This is a genomic window from Conexibacter sp. W3-3-2, from assembly GCF_009707605.1.
Lineage (GTDB): Bacteria > Actinomycetota > Thermoleophilia > Solirubrobacterales > Solirubrobacteraceae > Paraconexibacter > Paraconexibacter algicola.
On sequence record NZ_WLYW01000001.1, the window covers coordinates 4,179,093 to 4,196,847 of the forward strand.

At 73.2% G+C, this 17,755-nt stretch carries 22 protein-coding genes; 14 read left to right on the top strand and 8 right to left on the bottom strand.

From position 1 onward, the window contains the following. Positions 1 to 2: 2 nt before the first annotated feature. Positions 3 to 977: a diiron oxygenase gene (locus tag GKE82_RS20025; RefSeq protein ID WP_107569764.1), complete on the bottom strand. Its 975-nt coding sequence runs from the start codon at positions 975 to 977 to the stop codon at positions 3 to 5. A gap of 103 nt (positions 978 to 1,080) precedes the next feature. Beyond that, positions 1,081 to 1,824, bottom strand: coding sequence for a GAF domain-containing protein (locus GKE82_RS20030; RefSeq protein ID WP_196189355.1), 744 nt, complete (start codon positions 1,822 to 1,824; stop codon positions 1,081 to 1,083). Between the two features lie 143 nt (positions 1,825 to 1,967). Between GKE82_RS20030 and GKE82_RS20035 the strand changes: the two genes are divergently transcribed. Together GKE82_RS20035 and sppA are read left to right on the top strand one after the other, a co-directional pair. Next, positions 1,968 to 2,549 carry an RNA polymerase sigma factor gene (locus GKE82_RS20035; protein WP_154734535.1) on the top strand — a complete coding sequence of 194 codons (582 nt, stop codon included), beginning with the start codon at positions 1,968 to 1,970 and terminating at the stop codon, positions 2,547 to 2,549. A 74-nt stretch (positions 2,550 to 2,623) separates the two neighbouring features. Continuing rightward, the gene (gene sppA, locus GKE82_RS20040; protein ID WP_154734536.1) at positions 2,624 to 4,297 is read left to right on the top strand and encodes a signal peptide peptidase SppA; all 1,674 of its coding nucleotides are present in this window, start codon (positions 2,624 to 2,626) and stop codon (positions 4,295 to 4,297) included. Between the two features lie 17 nt (positions 4,298 to 4,314). On the opposite strand, the gene GKE82_RS20045 is transcribed toward sppA, so the two are convergent. Both GKE82_RS20045 and GKE82_RS20050 read right to left on the bottom strand, forming a co-directional pair. Next, the gene (locus tag GKE82_RS20045; RefSeq protein ID WP_154734537.1) at positions 4,315 to 4,953 is read right to left on the bottom strand and encodes a TetR/AcrR family transcriptional regulator; all 639 of its coding nucleotides are present in this window, start codon (positions 4,951 to 4,953) and stop codon (positions 4,315 to 4,317) included. 151 nt (positions 4,954 to 5,104) lie between these two features. Beyond that, a complete protein-coding gene (locus GKE82_RS20050) occupies positions 5,105 to 5,734 on the bottom strand; it encodes a TetR/AcrR family transcriptional regulator (protein WP_309233724.1) in 630 nt (209 codons plus the stop codon). Positions 5,735 to 5,871: 137 nt separating this feature from the next. Here GKE82_RS20050 and GKE82_RS20055 point away from each other — a divergent pair, with 137 nt between their 5' ends. Genes GKE82_RS20055 through GKE82_RS20075 form a run of 5 tightly spaced genes read left to right on the top strand, consistent with a single transcriptional unit; the run spans position 5,872 to position 9,374 of the window. Then, positions 5,872 to 7,554, top strand: a complete 1,683-nt coding sequence (locus GKE82_RS20055; RefSeq protein ID WP_154734538.1) for an NAD(P)/FAD-dependent oxidoreductase — start codon at positions 5,872 to 5,874, stop codon at positions 7,552 to 7,554. Then, positions 7,554 to 7,817 carry a hypothetical protein gene (locus tag GKE82_RS20060; RefSeq protein WP_154734539.1) on the top strand — a complete coding sequence of 88 codons (264 nt, stop codon included), beginning with the start codon at positions 7,554 to 7,556 and terminating at the stop codon, positions 7,815 to 7,817. Before GKE82_RS20055 ends, GKE82_RS20060 begins: the two co-directional genes overlap by 1 nt. Further along, entirely contained in the window at positions 7,814 to 8,542 is a 729-nt protein-coding gene (locus GKE82_RS20065; protein ID WP_154734540.1) for a hypothetical protein, read from the top strand. Before GKE82_RS20060 ends, GKE82_RS20065 begins: the two co-directional genes overlap by 4 nt. Next, entirely contained in the window at positions 8,539 to 9,102 is a 564-nt protein-coding gene (locus tag GKE82_RS20070; protein ID WP_154734541.1) for a cytochrome c oxidase subunit 3, read from the top strand. The genes GKE82_RS20065 and GKE82_RS20070 overlap by 4 nt, the downstream gene beginning before the upstream one ends. Positions 9,103 to 9,104: 2 nt before the next feature. Further along, positions 9,105 to 9,374, top strand: a complete 270-nt coding sequence (locus GKE82_RS20075; RefSeq protein WP_230316236.1) for a cytochrome C oxidase subunit IV family protein — start codon at positions 9,105 to 9,107, stop codon at positions 9,372 to 9,374. Positions 9,375 to 9,380: 6 nt separating this feature from the next. Here GKE82_RS20075 and GKE82_RS20080 read toward each other — a convergent pair whose 3' ends face one another. Genes GKE82_RS20080 through GKE82_RS20090 form a run of 4 tightly spaced genes read right to left on the bottom strand, consistent with a single transcriptional unit; the run spans position 9,381 to position 11,401 of the window. Further along, the gene (locus GKE82_RS20080) at positions 9,381 to 9,929 is read right to left on the bottom strand and encodes a GNAT family N-acetyltransferase (RefSeq protein ID WP_158276802.1); all 549 of its coding nucleotides are present in this window, start codon (positions 9,927 to 9,929) and stop codon (positions 9,381 to 9,383) included. 56 nt (positions 9,930 to 9,985) lie between these two features. Continuing rightward, a complete protein-coding gene (locus tag GKE82_RS20085) occupies positions 9,986 to 10,441 on the bottom strand; it encodes an SRPBCC family protein (protein ID WP_107568808.1) in 456 nt (151 codons plus the stop codon). 49 nt (positions 10,442 to 10,490) lie between these two features. Continuing rightward, entirely contained in the window at positions 10,491 to 10,763 is a 273-nt protein-coding gene (locus GKE82_RS29095; protein ID WP_230316237.1) for a hypothetical protein, read from the bottom strand. Beyond that, complete coding sequence (locus GKE82_RS20090; protein ID WP_230316238.1) at positions 10,760 to 11,401, bottom strand: NAD(P)H-binding protein; 642 nt, start codon at positions 11,399 to 11,401, stop codon at positions 10,760 to 10,762. Before GKE82_RS20090 ends, GKE82_RS29095 begins: the two co-directional genes overlap by 4 nt. 63 nt (positions 11,402 to 11,464) lie before the next feature. Here GKE82_RS20090 and GKE82_RS20095 point away from each other — a divergent pair, with 63 nt between their 5' ends. The 7 genes from GKE82_RS20095 to GKE82_RS20125 all read left to right on the top strand — a co-directional run bounded on the left by GKE82_RS20095 (position 11,465) and on the right by GKE82_RS20125 (position 17,730). After that, positions 11,465 to 12,547, top strand: coding sequence for an alpha-hydroxy acid oxidase (locus GKE82_RS20095; RefSeq protein ID WP_154734543.1), 1,083 nt, complete (start codon positions 11,465 to 11,467; stop codon positions 12,545 to 12,547). A 219-nt stretch (positions 12,548 to 12,766) separates the two neighbouring features. Beyond that, complete coding sequence (locus GKE82_RS20100; protein ID WP_107568811.1) at positions 12,767 to 12,997, top strand: hypothetical protein; 231 nt, start codon at positions 12,767 to 12,769, stop codon at positions 12,995 to 12,997. 41 nt (positions 12,998 to 13,038) lie between these two features. Next, positions 13,039 to 13,836 (top strand): MBL fold metallo-hydrolase, encoded by a 798-nt coding sequence (locus tag GKE82_RS20105; protein ID WP_196189356.1) that lies wholly within the window; start codon positions 13,039 to 13,041, stop codon positions 13,834 to 13,836. Positions 13,837 to 13,954: 118 nt separating this feature from the next. Then, a complete protein-coding gene (locus GKE82_RS20110; protein WP_107568813.1) occupies positions 13,955 to 14,467 on the top strand; it encodes an Hsp20/alpha crystallin family protein in 513 nt (170 codons plus the stop codon). After that, positions 14,464 to 16,881, top strand: coding sequence for an endopeptidase La (lon, locus tag GKE82_RS20115; protein ID WP_154734545.1), 2,418 nt, complete (start codon positions 14,464 to 14,466; stop codon positions 16,879 to 16,881). The genes GKE82_RS20110 and lon overlap by 4 nt, the downstream gene beginning before the upstream one ends. Then, a complete protein-coding gene (locus GKE82_RS20120) occupies positions 16,878 to 17,078 on the top strand; it encodes a hypothetical protein (protein WP_154734546.1) in 201 nt (66 codons plus the stop codon). Before lon ends, GKE82_RS20120 begins: the two co-directional genes overlap by 4 nt. After that, a complete protein-coding gene (locus tag GKE82_RS20125; RefSeq protein ID WP_154734547.1) occupies positions 17,032 to 17,730 on the top strand; it encodes an SMP-30/gluconolactonase/LRE family protein in 699 nt (232 codons plus the stop codon). The genes GKE82_RS20120 and GKE82_RS20125 overlap by 47 nt, the downstream gene beginning before the upstream one ends. The last annotated feature ends 25 nt before the right edge of the window (positions 17,731 to 17,755 follow it).

Genomic DNA, 17,755 nt, shown 5'->3' on the forward strand with positions numbered 1-17,755 from the left:
CGCTACCCCAGGACCCGCGCGGTGCGGTCGGGCTCGCCGCGGAAGCGGGACGGCTCGCCGTCGATGCCGCACCACTTCCACACGCGCCGACCCAGCGGCGTCATCAGCCCCGTGTCGGTCGCGAGCGCGCGCATGTCGCCGAAGTAGGAGGCCATGATCTCCTGGGACTTCGGGCTCTTCCAGAACGCCTCGCGCCAGACGTCGTCGGGGATGTCGAAGCGGCGCTTCAGCTCCTTCGGCGAGGTCATGATCTCGCCCGCGAGCCACCGCATCGTGATCGGGAAGATCACCGACAGGGCGCGGCGCTCCCAGCGCTTCACGCGCGGGATCCGCAGGCGCAGCCACTCGCCCGCGAAGGAGATGTGGCGGGCCTCCTCGGCGATGTGGATCTCCATGGTGCGGAGCACGGCCGGGGGCATGTCGATGCCCTCGCGCATGATCGCCTTCTGGTAGTGGTCGATCGGCTCCTCGCCGGCGAGGATCCCGATCATGAGGATCATCGGGGTGTAGCCGCCCGCGACGCCGATCAGCGGGGAGGTGACGCGGAAGAGCTTGCGCATGCCCGGCACGTCGGTGCCGCTGCGGTTCACGAGCTCCTGGAACATCTGGATGTGGTTGCACTCCTCGGTCATCTCGTGGAGGCAGTAGCGGAACTCGGGGGAGCCGTTGGGCAGCGCCATCGCGTACTGCATCAGGCCGCGGATGAGGATGCTCTCGAAGGCGCCGCCGACCTTCATCGCGTTCATCATGCGCCAGCGGCCGATCTCGATCTGGCGGTCGAGCGGCTGGGCCTGGTACCAGGCGGTGGCGCCGAGCGGGTCGAGCGTGGGGGAGAGGACCCAGCGCGGGTCCTTCGGGTCGACCGCCATCTCGGGGGCGTCCCACTCGATGTCCTCGTAGGGATCGAAGTGGACGTGCACCGACCCCTCGGAGAGGGTGCGCAGCATGGCCTCGTAGGCCTCGTCCTGCAGGGGCATCGTCGGGGTGCTCACAACCTTCTCCTCGCGTCGGTTCAACCTGACCAGTCGGTAAGGTACACAACTGTAGGTACACCAACGTTACATCGGCGTGTGCGACCCGTCACACGGCGGCGGTGGCCTCGATGATCCGACGGTCCAGGTGCAGGGCCGCGGCCTCGGCGAGGTCCGTGATCGCGAGCACGTCGCTGCGGCTCCACACGCGCGGGACGTGGTCGATGACGCAGAGCGAGCCGAGCACGATGCCCTCGGAGGTCGTCAGCGGGATGCCGAGGTAGGCGATCACCCCGAGGTCGTGGATCGAGGGGTTGTCGCGCAGGTCCGGATGGCGGCGCGCATCCTCGACCACCAGTGGGGCGCGTCGGGCGACGACGTGCCGGCAGAAGCTCTGGTCCGACGGGGTCTGGCCGAGCTCGGCCCAGGGGGACGGCAGGCCGATCGAGCACGCGAACACCTGCCGCTCGTGGTCGACGAGGGAGACGAGCGCCATCGGGGCGTCGAGCAGCTTCCCGGCGGTCCGCGCGAGGCGGTCGAGCGTCGCGTCCTTCTGCCCGTCCATCAGGCCGGTGTGCGCGAGGGCGGCGAGGCGCCGCGGCTCGGCGAGCACCGGGTCGGGGACGGCGGGGTCCGGCACGGGGCGGCCGTTCGCGCGCAGGGCTCCCCGGGCGACCTCCTCGAGCTCGGCCATCTCGTCCCCGTGGCCGCGGCGACCGATCAGCACCGCCGCGCGCAGGAGCGCCGCGTCGCGGATGAACTGGGCGGCCGAGATGCCCTGCGCGGTGGCCTCGTGCTCCACGAGGTTCCACACGTCGTCGCTGAACCGGACCGTCGTCGCTCGCATCCCCATGGCGCGCATGCTACCCGCTCCGCGCGACCGCGGCCCGAGATGCGATTGCGGAACCGATATCGAATGGCCGCGTAGCGAGTAGTTGTGCGCCAGGATATGACGCTGCGCGTGCGTAAGCGACACCGTTCAGGCACGATCCCGCTATGCCGTTGCCCGAGGTTCCACCCCCGTCCGTCGACCACGACGTGCTGCTCGTGCGGCGGGCGCTCGACGGCGACGACGCCGCCTTCACCGCCCTCGTCACCCGACACCGCGCGCTCGTCGAGCGCGTCATCCGCCCGCTCGTCCCCCACGGCGTCTCCGACGTCGCCCAGACGACCTTCCTGAGCGCCTGGCTCGGCCTGCCGCGCTTCGACCCGGCCGCCGGGACGTTCGCCAACTGGGTCTGCGCGATCGCCCGCAACCGCGCGCTCGACGCGCTGCGCGCCGAGCGCCGTCACCGCGCGCTGCGCCCCGTCCCGCTGGAGGCCGTCCACGCGGACCTGCTCGTCGATCCCGCCGCGCGCCCGCACGCGGTCGCCGAGCGGCACAGCGACGCGCGCGACCTCCGCGTCGCGCTGCGTGCGCTGGACGCCGACCAGCGCACCGTCATCGGCCTCTCCTACGTCGGTGGCCTGTCCCAGGGAGAGATCCAGCGCCACCTCGGCGTCCCGCTCGGCACGGTCAAGGGGCGGACCCGCCGCGGCCTGGCGGTGCTTCGGCGCGAGCTCGCCGCGCACGCCTGAGCGCCCGGACCGCACGGTGTGACACCGTGCGGTGATGGATCCCCGCTCGCTCCCGCTGCTCCGCAAGCTCCCCGGTGGCGCCCCCGCGTCGCCGCTCGTCCTCGAGGTCGACCTCACCGGCGGGGTCCTCACCGAGGCGCCGGGCGATCCCCCTCACCGCGCTGCGGCAGCGCAACACCCCGAACCTCGACGCGCTGCTGGGCGGCCTGCGGGAGGCAGCGGGCGACGACGCGGTCGTCGCCGTGGTCCTGCTCGGCGGCGAGGGCCTGACCGCCGCGCAGGCCGACGAGCTCGGCGCCGGGATCGACGCGGTCCGCGCAGCCGGCAAGGCCACCTACGCGTACGCGAGCACCTACGGCGAGCTCGCGGCGGGCACCGTGCCGTACGCGCTGGCGGCGCGCTGCGAGCACGTCTGGCTGCAGCCCTCGGGCCAGATCGGGCTGACCGGCGTCAGTCTCGGGCTGACCCTCGTCCGCGGGGCGCTGGAGAAGCTCGGCGTGGAGCCGCAGTTCGGGCAGCGCCACGAGTACAAGACCGCCGCCGACCTCTTCAGCGCGCGCGAGGTCAGCGAGCCGAGCCGCGAGATGGCCCAGCGGCTCGCAGCGTCGGTGATGGAGCGGCTGACCGGCCTGGTCGCCACCCACCGCGGCCTCGACGCCGAGACCGTCACGGCGCTCGTGGACCGCGCGCCCCTCTCGGCGGCGGAGGCGCTCGACGCCGGCCTCGTCGACCGGCTCGGCTTCCGCGACGAGCTCGACGCGGCGCTGCGGGACGCCCACGGCGAGCACGAGCTCCGCTACCTGCACCGCTACGTCCGCGGCCGCCCGGAGCGCACGCCGGTCGAGCAGCTGCGCCGCCGCGGCGCCCGGCAGATCGCCGTCGTGCCGGTCCACGGCGCGATCGTCGACGGGCGCGGCCGGCCCGGCGGACCGGGGCCCGGATCCGGTCCGCGCGCCGGGGCCGATGCCGTGGTCCGCGCGCTACTCAGCGCCGGCGAGAGCGACCGCGTCGCCGCGGTGGTCCTGCACGTCGACTCGCCCGGCGGGTCCTACATCGCCTCCGACGCGATCCGTCACGCGGTGCTGCAGCTGCGTGCCGCCGGTCGGCCGGTCGTCGCGTCGATGGGCAGCGTCGCGGCCTCCGGCGGCTACTTCGCCGCGATGCCGACCGCGCGGATCTTCGCGCTGCCGACGACGATCACCGGCTCGATCGGCGTGCTGGCCGGCAAGTTCGTCGTCGGCGGCCTCGTCGAGCGGCTCGGCATCGTGCGCGAGCTCGTCGACGTCGGCGCCAACGCCTCGATGTTCGCGCCCGACACGCCGTTCACCGATGCGCAGCGCGCGCGCCTCGAGGCGTGGCTCGACGAGGTCTACGAGGACTTCACGCGCAAGGCGGCCGAGGACCGCGGAATGCCGTGGGAGCAGCTCGAGCCCCTCGCCCGCGGCCGGGTCTGGACCGGCGCCGACGCGCTCGAGCGCGGGCTCGTGGACGAGCTCGGCGGTCGCGGCGCGGCGATCGACCACGCCTGCGAGCTCGCCGGGGTCCGGCGCGCGGACGTCGACGTCGTCGGCTGGCCGCAGGTCCCGTTCCTGGAGCGGCTGAAGCCGGCGGAGTCCAGTCGCAGCGCGGTGTCCGCCCTCGTGCCCGCCGGGCTCGGCCTGCCGACGACCCCCGAGGACCTGCTCGCGCTCGTCGCGGGCACGCCCGCGGGCGTGCTGTCGCTGCCCGGGGACTGGCGCGTGCGCTGACCCTCCCCGCGGCCGGGTCAGTCGTGGAAGCCGGCGTACAGCGTGCGCCACACGAGGTCGACCATCGCGTCGAGGAGCTTGTGCACCTCGCGCGCGGACGCGCTCGGGACCATCTGGTAGAGGCCACGCTCGTGCATCCAGGTCAGCCAGAGGGCGGTCCGCTGCGCGTCGAGCTCGGCCGGGGCGCCGCCGGCCCGCTGCTGCAGCTCGATCTGCGCCTTCAGCCCGTCGACCGCCTGGCCCACCAGCGCGAGGTGCTGCTCGCGCACGCGCGGGTCGTAGGCGGCCGCCTCCGTGATCGCGCCGAGCAGCAGCTGGTGGCGGCGGTAGGTCTCGAACAGCGGCCGGATGGCCTCGCGCAGGTCGTCCTTCGTGGCGTCGACGGGGAACTCGAACCAGCCGGAGCCGGCCTGCGCGAGATCGCGGGTGACGTCCTGGGCCATCGCCCCGAGCAGGTCGCCCTTGTCGTCGAAGTAGACGTAGAACGTCGACCGCGAGATGTCGACCGCCTTGATCAGCCGCTCGACGCTGATGTCCGCGTAGGTCTCCCCGGCCTCCAGCAGTGGCTCGACGGCCTCGACGAAGTGGCGGGCCAGCAGCGTCCGCCGCTCGGCCCTGGGGGGCTGCTGGAGGGGGCGCGGGGAGCCGGCGGGCATCACGCCAGTCTACAAGTCGTCCGACCGGCGAACGGCGTGTCCGATCAGCGGCCGGAGTCGTCGCCGACGAGCGGCGCGACCTCGGCCTCACCGGCGACTCGGTCGCCGACCTGCCGTCGTACGTGCTGCCCGGCGACTGACGCCCCGGGGGTCAGCTGCGGCCGGGGGCGCCCTCGTAGAGCGTGTACCAGACGATCGCGCTCTGGGCCTTGGCGAGCTTCGTGAGCTCGGCCTTCGTGGCGCCGGCGGCGAGCTGGTGGTGCCCGCGCTCGGTCATCCACGTCAGCCAGTCGGCCGTGCGCCGGGGGTCGAGATCGGGGCGGACCGACCCGGCCTTCTGGCCCTCGCGGATGTGCCGGGCGAGCTGGCTGCTGGCCAGGCCGACGATCTCGTGGAACGACGCGCGCACGTTGGGGTCGTAGGCCGCCGCGTCGACGAGGGCCTGCCACATCGCGTCGTGCGCGCGATAGACCTCCATGATCTGCCGCAGCGCCTGCTCGACGTCCTGGCGCGTCGCGTCCGGCGGCAGCTCCCACCAGCCGCTCGCGGTGTCGACGAGCTTGGCGACGACGTCCTCCGCGAGGGCGAGCAGGAGCGCGCCCTTGTCCTCGAAGTACACGTAGAAGGTGGAGCGCGAGATGCCGGCCGCGGTGATGAGCCGCTCGACGCTGATGTCGGTGTAGAGCTCGCCGGCGTCGAGCAGCTCCTCGACGACCTCGAGCAGGCCGGCGACGACCGCTGCGCGACGGGCGCTGCGGCGTTTGGAGGGGTTGCGGGTCACGGACGGCACGGTGGTGCGGGGCAGTCTACGAGGCGCGGCGCCACGGATCGAACATCCCGTTTGCACGCCAATCGAACACTGTGTACGATCGACCTGTTCGGCGCTGGTCACGGCGCGATCGCAGAGGAGGAGCCGCAATGACCGAGACCGTCGACGTCATCGTGGTGGGGGCGGGCCACAACGGCCTGATCTCCGCCGCGTACCTCGCCAAGGCCGGGCTGAAGGTCAAGGTCGTCGAGGCCTACCCGACGCCGGGGGGGATGACCTCCACGACCGAGGTCGAGGAGATGCCCGGCCACAAGGTCAACGACGCCTCGATCCAGCCGTCGCTCTTCCGGACGACCACGATCATGAAGGACCTCCAGCTCGAGGAGCGCTACGGGCTGAAGATGAAGGTGATCGACCCGGTCCACCTGCAGCTCAACTACGACGGCTCGTCGCTGGGCCTGTGGCGCGACGCGCAGAAGACCGCCGACGAGCTCGCGCACTGGTCCCGCAAGGACGCCCGCGAGCTGCTCGAGCTCTACCGCGTCGTGCACGCCGCGGTCGAGATCGGCGTGCCGATGATGCAGACCAACCCGGTGCGGCCGGACATCAAGCAGATCCTCAAGGCGACGAAGGCGACGCTCAAGCACCGCGGCGAGCTGCTGGCGATCGGCCGCTGGATGCGCTGCACCCAGATCGAGGCGCTCGAGGACTCCTTCGAGAGCGACCCGATCAAGGCCTGCCTGCTCATCGGGCTGCCGTTCATGTCCTACGACTCCGACCTCTCCGGCTGGTCGATGATCTACATGGGGATCATCACCAAGTACGGGGTCGCGATGTTCGAGGGCGGCACCGGCGAGCTGCCGGCGGCGCTGATCCGGCTGATCGAGGACCACGGCGGGAGCGTGCAGTGCGGCACGCCCGTCGAGGAGCTCGTCGTGCGCGGCGGCCGCGTCGTCGGCGTGCGGACCGACGACGGCGAGGAGCTGTACGCCCGCCGCGGGGTGCTCACCGCCTTCAGCCCGAAGAAGGTCCTGCGCGACCTGCTGCCCGCGGGCACGCTGCCCCCGGCGCTCGAGCGTCGCGTCCGGCACATCCCGACGCGCTCGCGCGGGTTCGCCGACATGAAGCTCGACGTCCTCTGCCGCGGCCGGATCCGCATGGACCGGATCGAGAAGTGGCGCGGCGACGGGCTGGACTGCCGGCTGCCCGCCAACGGCTACCACGCCTACGAGGAGGTCGTCGCCGCACAGGCCGCGTGCAAGCGCGGCGAGGTGCCCGCGCACGTGCCGGGCCTCATGCAGATCTCCACGGCGCTGCCCTCCAACCGGCACTTCGCCCCGGAGGGCCACGACGTCGCCTGGTTCTGGTCGGGCCTGACGCCCAGCGACCCCAAGGTCGGGTGGGACGCCGCCCGCGCGGAGATCGCCCGGACGGTCATCAGCCAGAGCGACCACTTCTACGAGGGGATCGAGGAGCTCGACGTCTACCACCGCGTGCGGCTCCTGCCCGACATCGAGGAGCGGCACTTCGCGCTGGACGGCAGCGTCTACCACGTCGACCCGCTGATCACCCGCTTCGGGCCGCTGAAGCCTGCCGCCGGGTTCGCGGGCTACTCGACGCCCGTCCCGGGCCTCTTCCTCACGGGCTCCGGGACCCACCCGGTCGCCGGGATCAGCGGGATGCCCGGCCAGAACGCGGCGCGCACGATGCTGAAGCTCTTCCGCCGCGAGGACAAGAAGGGCACCGCCGCGCACGCGGTCGAGGAGGCCCGCCACTGGGACCGCGTCGTCGAGGCCGACGAGTCCGGTGCGCTGCCGGAGCCGGTGCGCTGATGGCCCCCGTCGTCAGGCCGGCGCTCGACAGCGCCGTCGACGAGACCGGCCAGCTGATCTCTGCGGGCGGCGCCCGGCTCGGCTTCGACGAGGCGTGGCCGGCCTGGCGACGCCAGATGTTCCACGGCTTCGTCTTCTGGACGGACACGATCGGCGTGCAGCGGATCGCGCCCGAGCTGCAGCCCGACGCGCACTGCCGCCTGCTCATCGGGCGGATCGCTCAGGCGATGATCGACCTCGACTCCGTGGGAAGCCTGCGATGACCTCCACCCGTGTCCAGCTGTGGTGCGCCTGGAGCGGCCCGGCGTTCATCGTCCTGTTCTTCAGCGGCATGCTCGTCGCGTCGCTGCTGCCGCCGCCCGAGCCCGACTGGACCGCGCAGCGGACCGCCGAGTTCTGGCGCAGCGACCCGGACCTCAAGCGTCTGGGCCTGTCGCTGATGATGGCCTCGACGACGTTCCTCGCCCCGTTCGGCGTCGCGATCTTCCTGCAGCTGCGACGGATCCCCGGCGCGATCGCACCGGCCTACACCGCGCTCGCCGGGGCGGCCGTCGGCATGGTCGCGGTCGTCGTGCCGACGATCATGATGCTGTCGATCGCGCTGCGCCCCGAACGCGACCCGGAGATCACGCAGGCGCTGACCGACCTCGCGTTCGTCCCGTTCGTCGTCAACTGGCCGCCCGCGCTCGTCCAGGCCCTCGGGCTGGGCGTCGGGGTGCTCATGGACCGCCGCCGGGAGGATCCGGTGCTGCCGCGCTGGCTCGGCTACTACGCCCTGTGGACCGGCTTCCTGTTCCTGCCCGGCACGCTGCTCGTCTTCTTCCTCGACGGCGTGTGGGCGTGGAACGGCATCCTCAGCTTCTGGGTCGTCGCGGTGCTGTTCGGGATGTTCCAGCTCGTCGTGTTCGTCCAGGTCCGCGCGGCGATCCTGCGCGCCGCCGCCACGCCGGCGTCCGCGGAGCCCGCGCCCGAGGCGGTGCCCGCATGAGGGCCGAGCGACGGATGCCCGGCGAGGCCGGGATCTGGCTGTTCATCCTCGGCGACATGGTCGTGTTCGCGGTCGTCTTCGGCGTGCTCGTCCACAGCCGCGGGCAGGACCCGGCCGCCTACGAGCTCGGGCAGGGCCGGCTGCACATCGGGCTCGGGATCGTCAACACCGTGCTGCTGCTGACGAGCTCGCTGCTGGTCGCGGCCGGGGTCCGGGCCTCGCGCGGCCTCGACGCGCGGCAGGCGCGGCCGTTCTTCCTCGGCGCGATCGGCTGCGCGCTGGCCTTCGTCGCGCTCAAGGCGGTCGAGTACACCGACCTGGCGTCGAGCGGGCACGGTCCGGCGACCAGCGAGTTCTCGCAGCTGTTCTTCACCTTCACGGGCCTGCACCTGCTGCACGTGGCGATCGGTCTCGCGGTCCTCGGCGGCGTGGTGCGCCTGGTCCGCCGTCCGGCGCTCGACGAGCACGACGCGATGATGCTCGAGACGGGTGCCAGCTACTGGCACATGGTCGACCTGCTGTGGATCGTCCTGTTCGCCCTCCTCTACCTGCTGGGATGACGATGAGCTCCGCGATCACCCGTCCGCTCGCGATCGTCTGGGTCGTGCTCGTCGCCTCGACCGCCGTGTCGTGGCTCGTCGGGGACGACCACGGGTTCGGGAGCGGGGACGCCGCGGCGTTCACCGTCATCGCGATCGCGTTCGCGAAGGTCTGGCTCGTCGGCCTGCACTTCATGGAGCTGCGCCACGCGCCGCCGCGGCTGCGGCGGCTGTTCGAGGCGTGGGTCGTCGTCGTGCCGGTGGTGCTCGCCGCGATGTACGCAGCGGGCTGAGCGGCGTCAGGCGCGGGCGGAGCCGGCCGCCGGGCCGACCACCCGCGGCGAGGCCTCGGCGGCCCAGCGCATCGCACTGAGCTCGCGGCCCGAGCAGAGCTCGTCGACCGGGATCGTCACGACGATCGTGTCGTCGACGTCGCAGACGCGCCCGCCCTGGAGCGTGTGGTCCTCGATCTCCTGCAGCAGCTTCGGCGACCGCGCGACGCGCAGCTCGAGCTTCTTGACGCCCGCCTTGTGCGCCTCGCGGCGCAGTCCGCCGAGCAGCGCGGTGCCCAGGCCGCGGTTCTCGTACTCCTTGGCGACGACGACGGCCATGTCCGCGCGCGGCGCGGTCGTCGTCGGGCGGACCCAGTGGGCGTACCCGACCACGCGCTCGTCGACCACCGCCACGACGCCGCGGTGGGTGAAGTCGCAGCGGCACAGCCGCGGCGATCCCTCCTGCGGGATCGCGGGGTCGGCGGACCGCTCCTCCAGACGGGCGAGCAGCTGGACGACCTGGTCGAGGTCCTCCTCGGTGACCCGGCGGATGACGTGCGACTGAAGACTCGTCATGCCCATACCGGGAGGTGTACAGCACCGGCGCGTCGGACGCGCCGCGGGGCGGCGCGTCAGCGTTCGAGCAGCGCCTTCAGCGCGTCGAGCGAGGCGAGCGCCTCGCGCTCCGGCACGCCGCCAACGAGCGCGCGGCTGGCGACCGAGCCGAGCGGTCCCAGCGGGGCCTTGAAGTCGTTGCGGTAGTCGAAGCGGGTCGCCGCGCCGCCGTCGATCGGCGTCAGCACGTACTCGGTCTCCGCGTGCGAGCGGGCCGGGCCGCGCCCGTGCCACTCGGCGCGGGCCGCGTCCTCGCAGGCGACGAGCTCCCACTTCACGGTGAACGGAGCGCCGCGCAGCACGAGCACCTGCTCCATCGTCGCGCCGGTGCGCGGCGGGACCGCGTCGTGGCCCTTCAGCTTCTTGTGGATCGAGACCCAGTCGGCGAGCCGCTCCGGGTCCATCACCACGTCCCAGACCGCCCGGGGCGGCGCCGGGAGATCGATCGAGACGCGGACCTCGCTGCTGCTCATGCGCCCGATCCTCGCAGGACGGGGCGCCCGGCGCGGGCCCGGCGGCCGGTCAGCGCGCCGCGAGGGCCTCGACGGCCTCCCACTCGCGCAGCGCGCGCTCGACCGCCGCGTCGAAGCCGTGCAGCGGCACGTCGAACAGCTCCTGCGCGCGCTCGTCGCGGGGCAGCAGGGTGCTGTCGAGGCTCTCCATCAGCGGCTGGATCAGACCGACGTCCTCGCCGGCGATCGCGGCAGCGACGGGGGCCGCGATCGGGGTCAGCGAGAACGGCAGGTGCAGCGCCGGACGCGCGACCATCATGAGGTCGCGGATGCGCTCGATCATCCCCCCGTAGGTGAGCGTGTCGGGGCCGGGGATGTCGAGCGACAGCGGCCCGGTGACCGCGTCGCTGGTGCCCGCCTCGCGCAGGTAGGCGAGGACGTCGCGCTCGTCGATCGGCCGCGTGCGGCCCGAGTGCCAGGCCGGCAGCGGCAGCAGGGGGAGCGCTCCACCAGCCGCACGAGGAAGCGGAACGAGCGGCTGCCGCGGCCGATCACGAGGCTCGCGCGGAACGCGACCGACTCCGGGGCGGCCTCCAGCAGGATCTCCTCGACCGCGACGCGGCTGGCCAGGTGCCGGGAGGCCTCCTTGCCCTCGGGCACCGGACCGCCCATGTAGACGATGCGCCGCACCCCGGCCCGCCGGGCCGCGTCCGCGAAGTTCTCCGCGCTGCGCCGCTCCAGGGCGTCGAAGTCGGCGCTGCCGCCCTCCATCGAGTGCACGAGGTAGTAGGCGACCTCGATCCCGTCGAGCGCGGCGTCGAGCCCCTCGCCGGTCACCACGTCGCCCTGCACGATCGGGATGTCGTGACGGACCTTGGCGGGGGTCCGCGCGAACGCGCGCACGTCGTGGTCGTCCTGCTGCAGGACGGGGACGAGCACGTCGCCGAGGTAGCCGGAGGCGCCGGTGACGAGGGTCTGCATACCTCCACGGTACGGGCGGGACGGCCGCGGGGACCTTCCGGCCCGGCCCGTAGGGTGGCCCGCATGCTGCTCCTGCGCGAGCTCGAGGACCGGACGCGCGCCCGCGTCCCGGCGGCCGTCTACGACTACTACGCGGGGGCCGCGGGCGACGAGCGGACGGTCGCCGAGAACGCCGAGGCCTGGCAGCACGTCTGGCTGCGCCCGCGGGCGCTCGTGGACGTCGGCGCGGTCGACCCGTCGGTCGAGCTGCTCGGCACGCGCCTGCGCGCGCCGGTCCTGCTCGCCCCGGTCGCCGCCCAGCGCCTGCTGCACCCCGACGGCGAGCTGGCGAGCGCCCGGGCCGCCGCGGCCGCAGGCAGCCTCTACTGCCTCTCGACCCGCGCCACGGCGGACCTCGCGGAGGTCGCGCAGGCCGCCGACGCGGCCGGGCCGCCGGCCCGCTGGTTCCAGCTCTACGTGCAGCCCGACCGGGAGCGCACCGTGGCGGTGCTGCGCCGCGTCGCCGCCCACGGCTACTCGCGCGTCGTCGTCACGGTCGACGTGGCGGTGCCCGGACGCCGCGAGCGCGAGCTTGCGCACGGTCCGGTCCCGCTGCCCGAGGGCGTGACGATGACCACGCACCTGGACGGCGACGACGGCCCGACGGCCAAGCCGATGGTCGGCGGCTGGGACGCACGGCTGCGCTGGGAGGACCTCGCGTGGATCCGCGAGGCGTCGGGGCTCGGCGTCGTCGTCAAGGGCGTGCTCGACCCCGCCGACGCGCTGCTGGCGATCGAGCACGGGGCCGACGCCGTCGTCGTGTCCAACCACGGGGGCCGCCAGCTCGACGGCGCGATCCCGACGGCGGTCGCGCTGCGCGAGGTCGCGGCCGCGGTCGCCGGGCGCATCCCCGTCCTCGTCGACGGCGGCGTGCGCTGCGGCGCCGACGTCGTGCGAGCGCTCGCGCTCGGCGCCGACGCGGTGCTCGTCGGGCGGCCGTACGTCTGGGGGCTCGCCGCGGGCGGGCCGGACGGTCGGGGCGGTCAGGCGGGGGTCGCCGAGGTGCTCGAGGCGCTGATCGACGACACCGCCCGGGCGCTCGCCCTCGTGGGGGCGACGCGGTGCGCCGACCTCGGGCCGGGCCACGTGCACCTGCGGGGCTGGTGAGCCGCCGCGGTTTTCTGCGGAGAGAGCGGGATCTTCGTCGGCGAAGGGAGAGAAACCCCAGGATCTGCCGCCTATTCGTCGAAGGGTCCGGGAAAACCCGGCATTTGCGGGATCCGTTTTCGGGAACCCTGCTCCTAGCGGAAAACCGTCGTTGCACGGCCTCGCCACGCGTGGTTCCATGCCGCCTCCACACGACGACCGGGGAGGTCTGGGCGGCACATGAAGAAGGGTCGGACGACAGCGAAGAACGTGTCCTGCGAGGACTGCTTCTTCAAGAACAACCTGCTGTGCGCGCTGTCGTGCGACGAGCCGTGTGCCACGTTCCGCCCCGACTCGCCGGAGGGCCTGCGGCCCCCGCGGCAGATGCGGTTCCACTTCCGCTCGCAGGAGCGCACGCACGCCTCGTGGGCGTTCCCCACGGCGCAGGAGCAGGCCGCGCTGCACGCCTGAGCGGCCGTCCCGTTAGGCTCCTCGACGGAGAGGAGGCGCCGGTGCGGATCACCGTGTTGGGCAAGTCGCCGTCGTGGCAGGACGCCGACGGAGCGTGCAGTGGGTACCTGGTCGAGGAGGGCGACACCGCCCTCCTGCTGGACTGCGGCAACGGGGTCTTCTCGAAGCTGCGCCGCTACCGCGACTACGTCGCGCTCGACGCGGTCGTGATCAGCCACCTGCACGCCGACCACTTCCTCGACCTCGTGCCGTTCAGCTACGCGCTGACGTACGCGCCCCGGCAGCAGCCCGTCCCGGTCGACCGCTGGCCGGGCACGGACACGCCGTCGCGCCCGAGGCTCTACGCGCCCGACGGCGCCACCGAGACGTTCCGCCGGGTCGTCGGCGCGTGGGGGAACGACGACCTGATCGAGAACGCGTTCGACCTCGTCGAGTACGAGCCCGCCGACGAGCTCGAGGTCGGGCCGCTGCGCGTGCGCTTCCACCCGGTGCCGCACTATCTCCCGACCTGCGCGATCGACGTGCGCTCCACGGTCCCCGGCTCCGGTCGCTTCACCTACGGCGCCGACTGCGCGCCCAACGACGCGCTGATCGAGTTCGCCGACGGCACCGACCTGCTGATGGTCGAGGCGACGCTGCCGCGGCCCGAGCGCGGCGGCCTGCGCGGCCACCTCACCCCGCAGGAGGCGGCCGAGCACGGCGCGAAGGCGAACGTCGGCCGGCTCGTGCTCACGCACATCTCCGACGAGCTCGACGTCCTCTGGGCCCGGGGCGAGGCCGAGAAGGCGTTCGGCGGCCCGGTCTCGGTCGCGCGCGAGGGCGCCGTCTACACGGTCTGACCCGGCCCGGCGCGACCGCCGTGCGAACACCGCGCCGGATGCGGGGGTTCGTACGGCGGTCACGCCGGTCGCCGCCGCGTCGGCGGTCCCGCGGGCAGCGCCGGGCTACGATCGGCCCATGCGACCCGACCGGGACCTCTTCGCGAACTTCGAGCGCATGCGCCGCGAGATGGACGAGCTGTTCGGCGACGTCATCGGCGGGGTGAGCCCGCGCCGGCGCGGCGGCTTCACCCCCGCCGTCGACGTGTTCTACGAGACGCCCGGCGGCGGCGAGCCGTCCCGCGCCGTCGTGCACGCCGAGCTCGCCGGCATCGACATCGAGGAGATCGGCCTCGAGATCCAGGGTCGCGAGCTCGTGCTCGCCGGGCACCGGCGTCCCGCCGACAGCCCCGACCGCGTCTACCAGCAGCTCGAGATCGACTTCGGCCCGTTCCGGCGCGTCATCCCGCTGGGCGCCGACGTCGTCGCCGACGCCGCCCGCGCCACCTACAAGGACGGCATCCTGCGCGTCGAGCTGCCGCTCGTGCGACCGGTCAAGCGGACCGTGAAGATCGAGACCGAGACGACGATCGAGGTGCTCGAGCACGACGAGGACGACGATCTCCCGCCGCTCCCCGGGGGCCGCGCATGATCGAGATCGCCACGGACCCGGCGCACCAGGACGTCACGGTCGGCGTGTCGGCGCGCGACCTCCCCGACCGGCTGCCGGTGCTGCCGCTGCGCGAGACCGTGCCGCTGCCGGACTCGCTGACACCGCTGGCGATCGGCCAGGAGCGCAGCGTCCAGCTCGTCAACGACGTGCTCGCCGGGGACCGGACGCTCGTCATGGTCGCCAGCCGCAAGCCCGAGCTCGACACGCCCGGTCCCGAGGACCTCTACGAGGTGGGCGTCGTCGGCCAGGTCGCGCGGATGCTCAAGGTGCCCGACGGCACGCTGCGGATCCTCGTGCAGGGCCAGCAGCGCGTCCGCATCGACGAGTGGGTCCGCGAGACCCCCTACCTCGTCGGCGCGATCAGCCCGCTGCCGGACCAGGTCGAGGAGACCCCCCAGCTCACGGCGCTCACCCGCAACGTCCAGGAGACGTTCAACACGATCGTCGAGGAGGTCCCGTACCTCCCGGAGGAGCTGCAGCTCGCGGTCGCCAACATCGAGGACCCGAGCGCGCTGACGCACCTGATCACCGGGTCGCTGCGGCTGAAGACCGAGGAGAAGCAGGAGCTGCTCGAGGAGCCCGACGTCGCCAAGCGGCTGCGGCGCCTGTCCGAGATCCTCGCCCGCGAGCTCGAGGTCATCTCGATCGGGTCGGAGATCCAGTCGCAGGTGCAGTCCGAGCTCGACAAGAACCAGCGCGAGTACGTGCTGCGCCAGCAGCTCGAGGCGATCCGCAAGGAGCTCGGCGAGTTCGACGAGTCGGCGGCGGAGGCCGGGCAGCTGCGCGAGCGGCTCGCCGCGCTGAGGCTCCCCGACGACGTCCGCAAGCAGGCCGAGCGGGAGCTGAAGCGCCTCGAGGCGCTGCCCCCGCAGGCGGCCGAGCACGGCGTCATCCGCACCTACCTGGAGTGGATCGCCGAGCTGCCGTGGGACACCTCCACCGAGGACAACCTCGACCTCGTCCACGCGCGCGAGATCCTCGACGCCGACCACTACGACATCGAGCAGGTCAAGGACCGCATCCTCGAGTTCCTCGCGGTGCGCAAGCTCATGGGGGACAAGGCGGCGACGAACCCCAGCGGCTCGATCATCTGCTTCGTCGGCCCGCCCGGCGTCGGCAAGACCTCGCTGGGCCGGTCGATCGCCCGCGCGCTCGGGCGGTCGTTCCAGCGCGTCAGCGCCGGCGGCATGCGCGACGAGTCCGAGATCCGCGGCCACCGGCGCACGTACATCGGCGCGATGCCCGGCACGATCATCCGCTCGGTCCGCGACGCGGGGTCCAACAACCCGCTGCTGATGATCGACGAGATCGACAAGATGGGCTCGGACTGGCGAGGGGACCCGTCCAGCGCGATGCTCGAGGTCCTCGACCCCGAGCAGAACGCCTCGTTCCGCGACCACTACCTCGACGTGCCGTTCGACCTCTCGAAGGTCATGTTCATCACGACGGCCAACACGCTGGACACGATCCCGGGGCCGCTGCGCGACCGCATGGAGGTCATCCAGCTCGCCGGCTACACCGAGGACGAGAAGCTCCAGATCGCCAAGCGCTACCTCGTCCCGCGCCAGATCGAGCGCAACGGCCTGAAGAAGTCGTGGATCGCGATCAGCGACGCGGCGCTGCGTGCGGTGATCGCCGACTACACGCGCGAGGCCGGCGTCCGCAACCTCGAGCGCGAGATCGGCACGATCTGCCGCAAGGTCGCGCGGCAGATCGCGGAGGCCGACGGGGACGGCAAGGTCAAGAAGGTCAGCGTCGGCGAGGACCGCGCCCGCGAGCTGCTCGGCCGCCAGCGGTTCTTCAGCGAGCAGCAGCGCCGCACCCGCGTGCCGGGCGTGGCGACCGGGCTCGCCTGGACGCCGGTCGGCGGCGACGTGCTGTTCGTCGAGTGGCGGGCGATGGAGGGCAGCGGCAAGCTCGTCATCACCGGGCAGCTCGGCGACGTCATGCGTGAGAGCGCGCAGGCGGCGCTCAGCCACGTCCGCGGTCGCCGCGCGGAGCTCGCGCCCGACCTCGCCGACGACTGGTTCGCCACCCACGACCTGCACGTCCACGTCCCCGCGGGCGCGATCCCCAAGGACGGACCGAGCGCCGGCATCACGATGGCGACCGCGCTCGTGTCGCTGCTCACCGGCCGGCCGGTCCGCGACGACGTCGCGATGACCGGCGAGGTCACCCTGACCGGGCAGGTGCTGCCGATCGGGGGCCTGAAGGAGAAGGCGCTCGCCGCGCAGCGCCACGGCGTGAGGACCGTCGTCGCGCCGCTGCGCAACGAGGCGGACACCGAGGAGATCGCCGAGCACCTGCGCAAGCAGCTGGACTTCCGCTTCGTCGGCGAGCTCGACGAGGTGCTGGAGATCGCGCTCGAGCCCGCGAAGGCGACCCGGCGGTGAGCGATCCGTTCGGCCTCGAGCCGCTGGCCTCGGGCGGCTACGGCCTGACCGAGGCGCCCCGCATCGGCCGCGACGGCACCGTCTGGTTCAGCGACGTCACCGGGGGCGGCGTCCACCGCATCGCCCCGGGCGGCGAGGGAGGTCGAGGTGGTGCTCGAGCGCCGCCGCGGGATCGGCGGCCTCGTCCTGCACCGTGACGGGATCGTCGTCAGCGGCCGGGACCTGCTGCAGATCCGCGCGGACGGCAGCCAGCACGTGCTGTTCGCCCCTGACGAGGAGCTCGGGATCACCGGCTTCAACGACCTCCACGTCGACCGGAACGGCTGGCTCCTGGCCGGGGCGCTGCGGTTCCGCCCGATGGCGGGGGAGGAGCCGCAGGCCGGCCGGCTCGTCGTCGTCGGGCCGCGGTTCGTCGCGGCCGCGGTCGAGGACGGCCTGACCTGGCCCAACGGCATCGGCCTGGCGCCGGACGGACGCACCGCGTACGTCTGCGACCACCAGCACCACCGGGTGCTCGCCACCGCGGTCGACCGGGACGGGGCGCTGCACCACGAGGTCCGGACGTTCGCCCAGGCCCCCGAGGGGCACGGGGTCGACGGCCTCGCGGTCGACGCCGAGGGCGGGATCTGGGTCGCCACCGCCCACGGCGGCGGGCTCGTGCGCTTCGCGCCCGACGGGACCGTCGACCGGGTCGTCGAGGGCCTCGCCCCGTTCGTCGCCAGCCTCGCGTTCGGCGGGCCCGACGGGCGCGACGTCGTGGTCTGCGCGGTCCGCGGCGAGGAGGGCGGCGCGGTCCTGCGCGGGCGCAGCGACGTGCCCGGGCTGCCGACCCCGCCGTGCCTCGTGTGAGGACACGGGGGCCTGGGTATGCTCG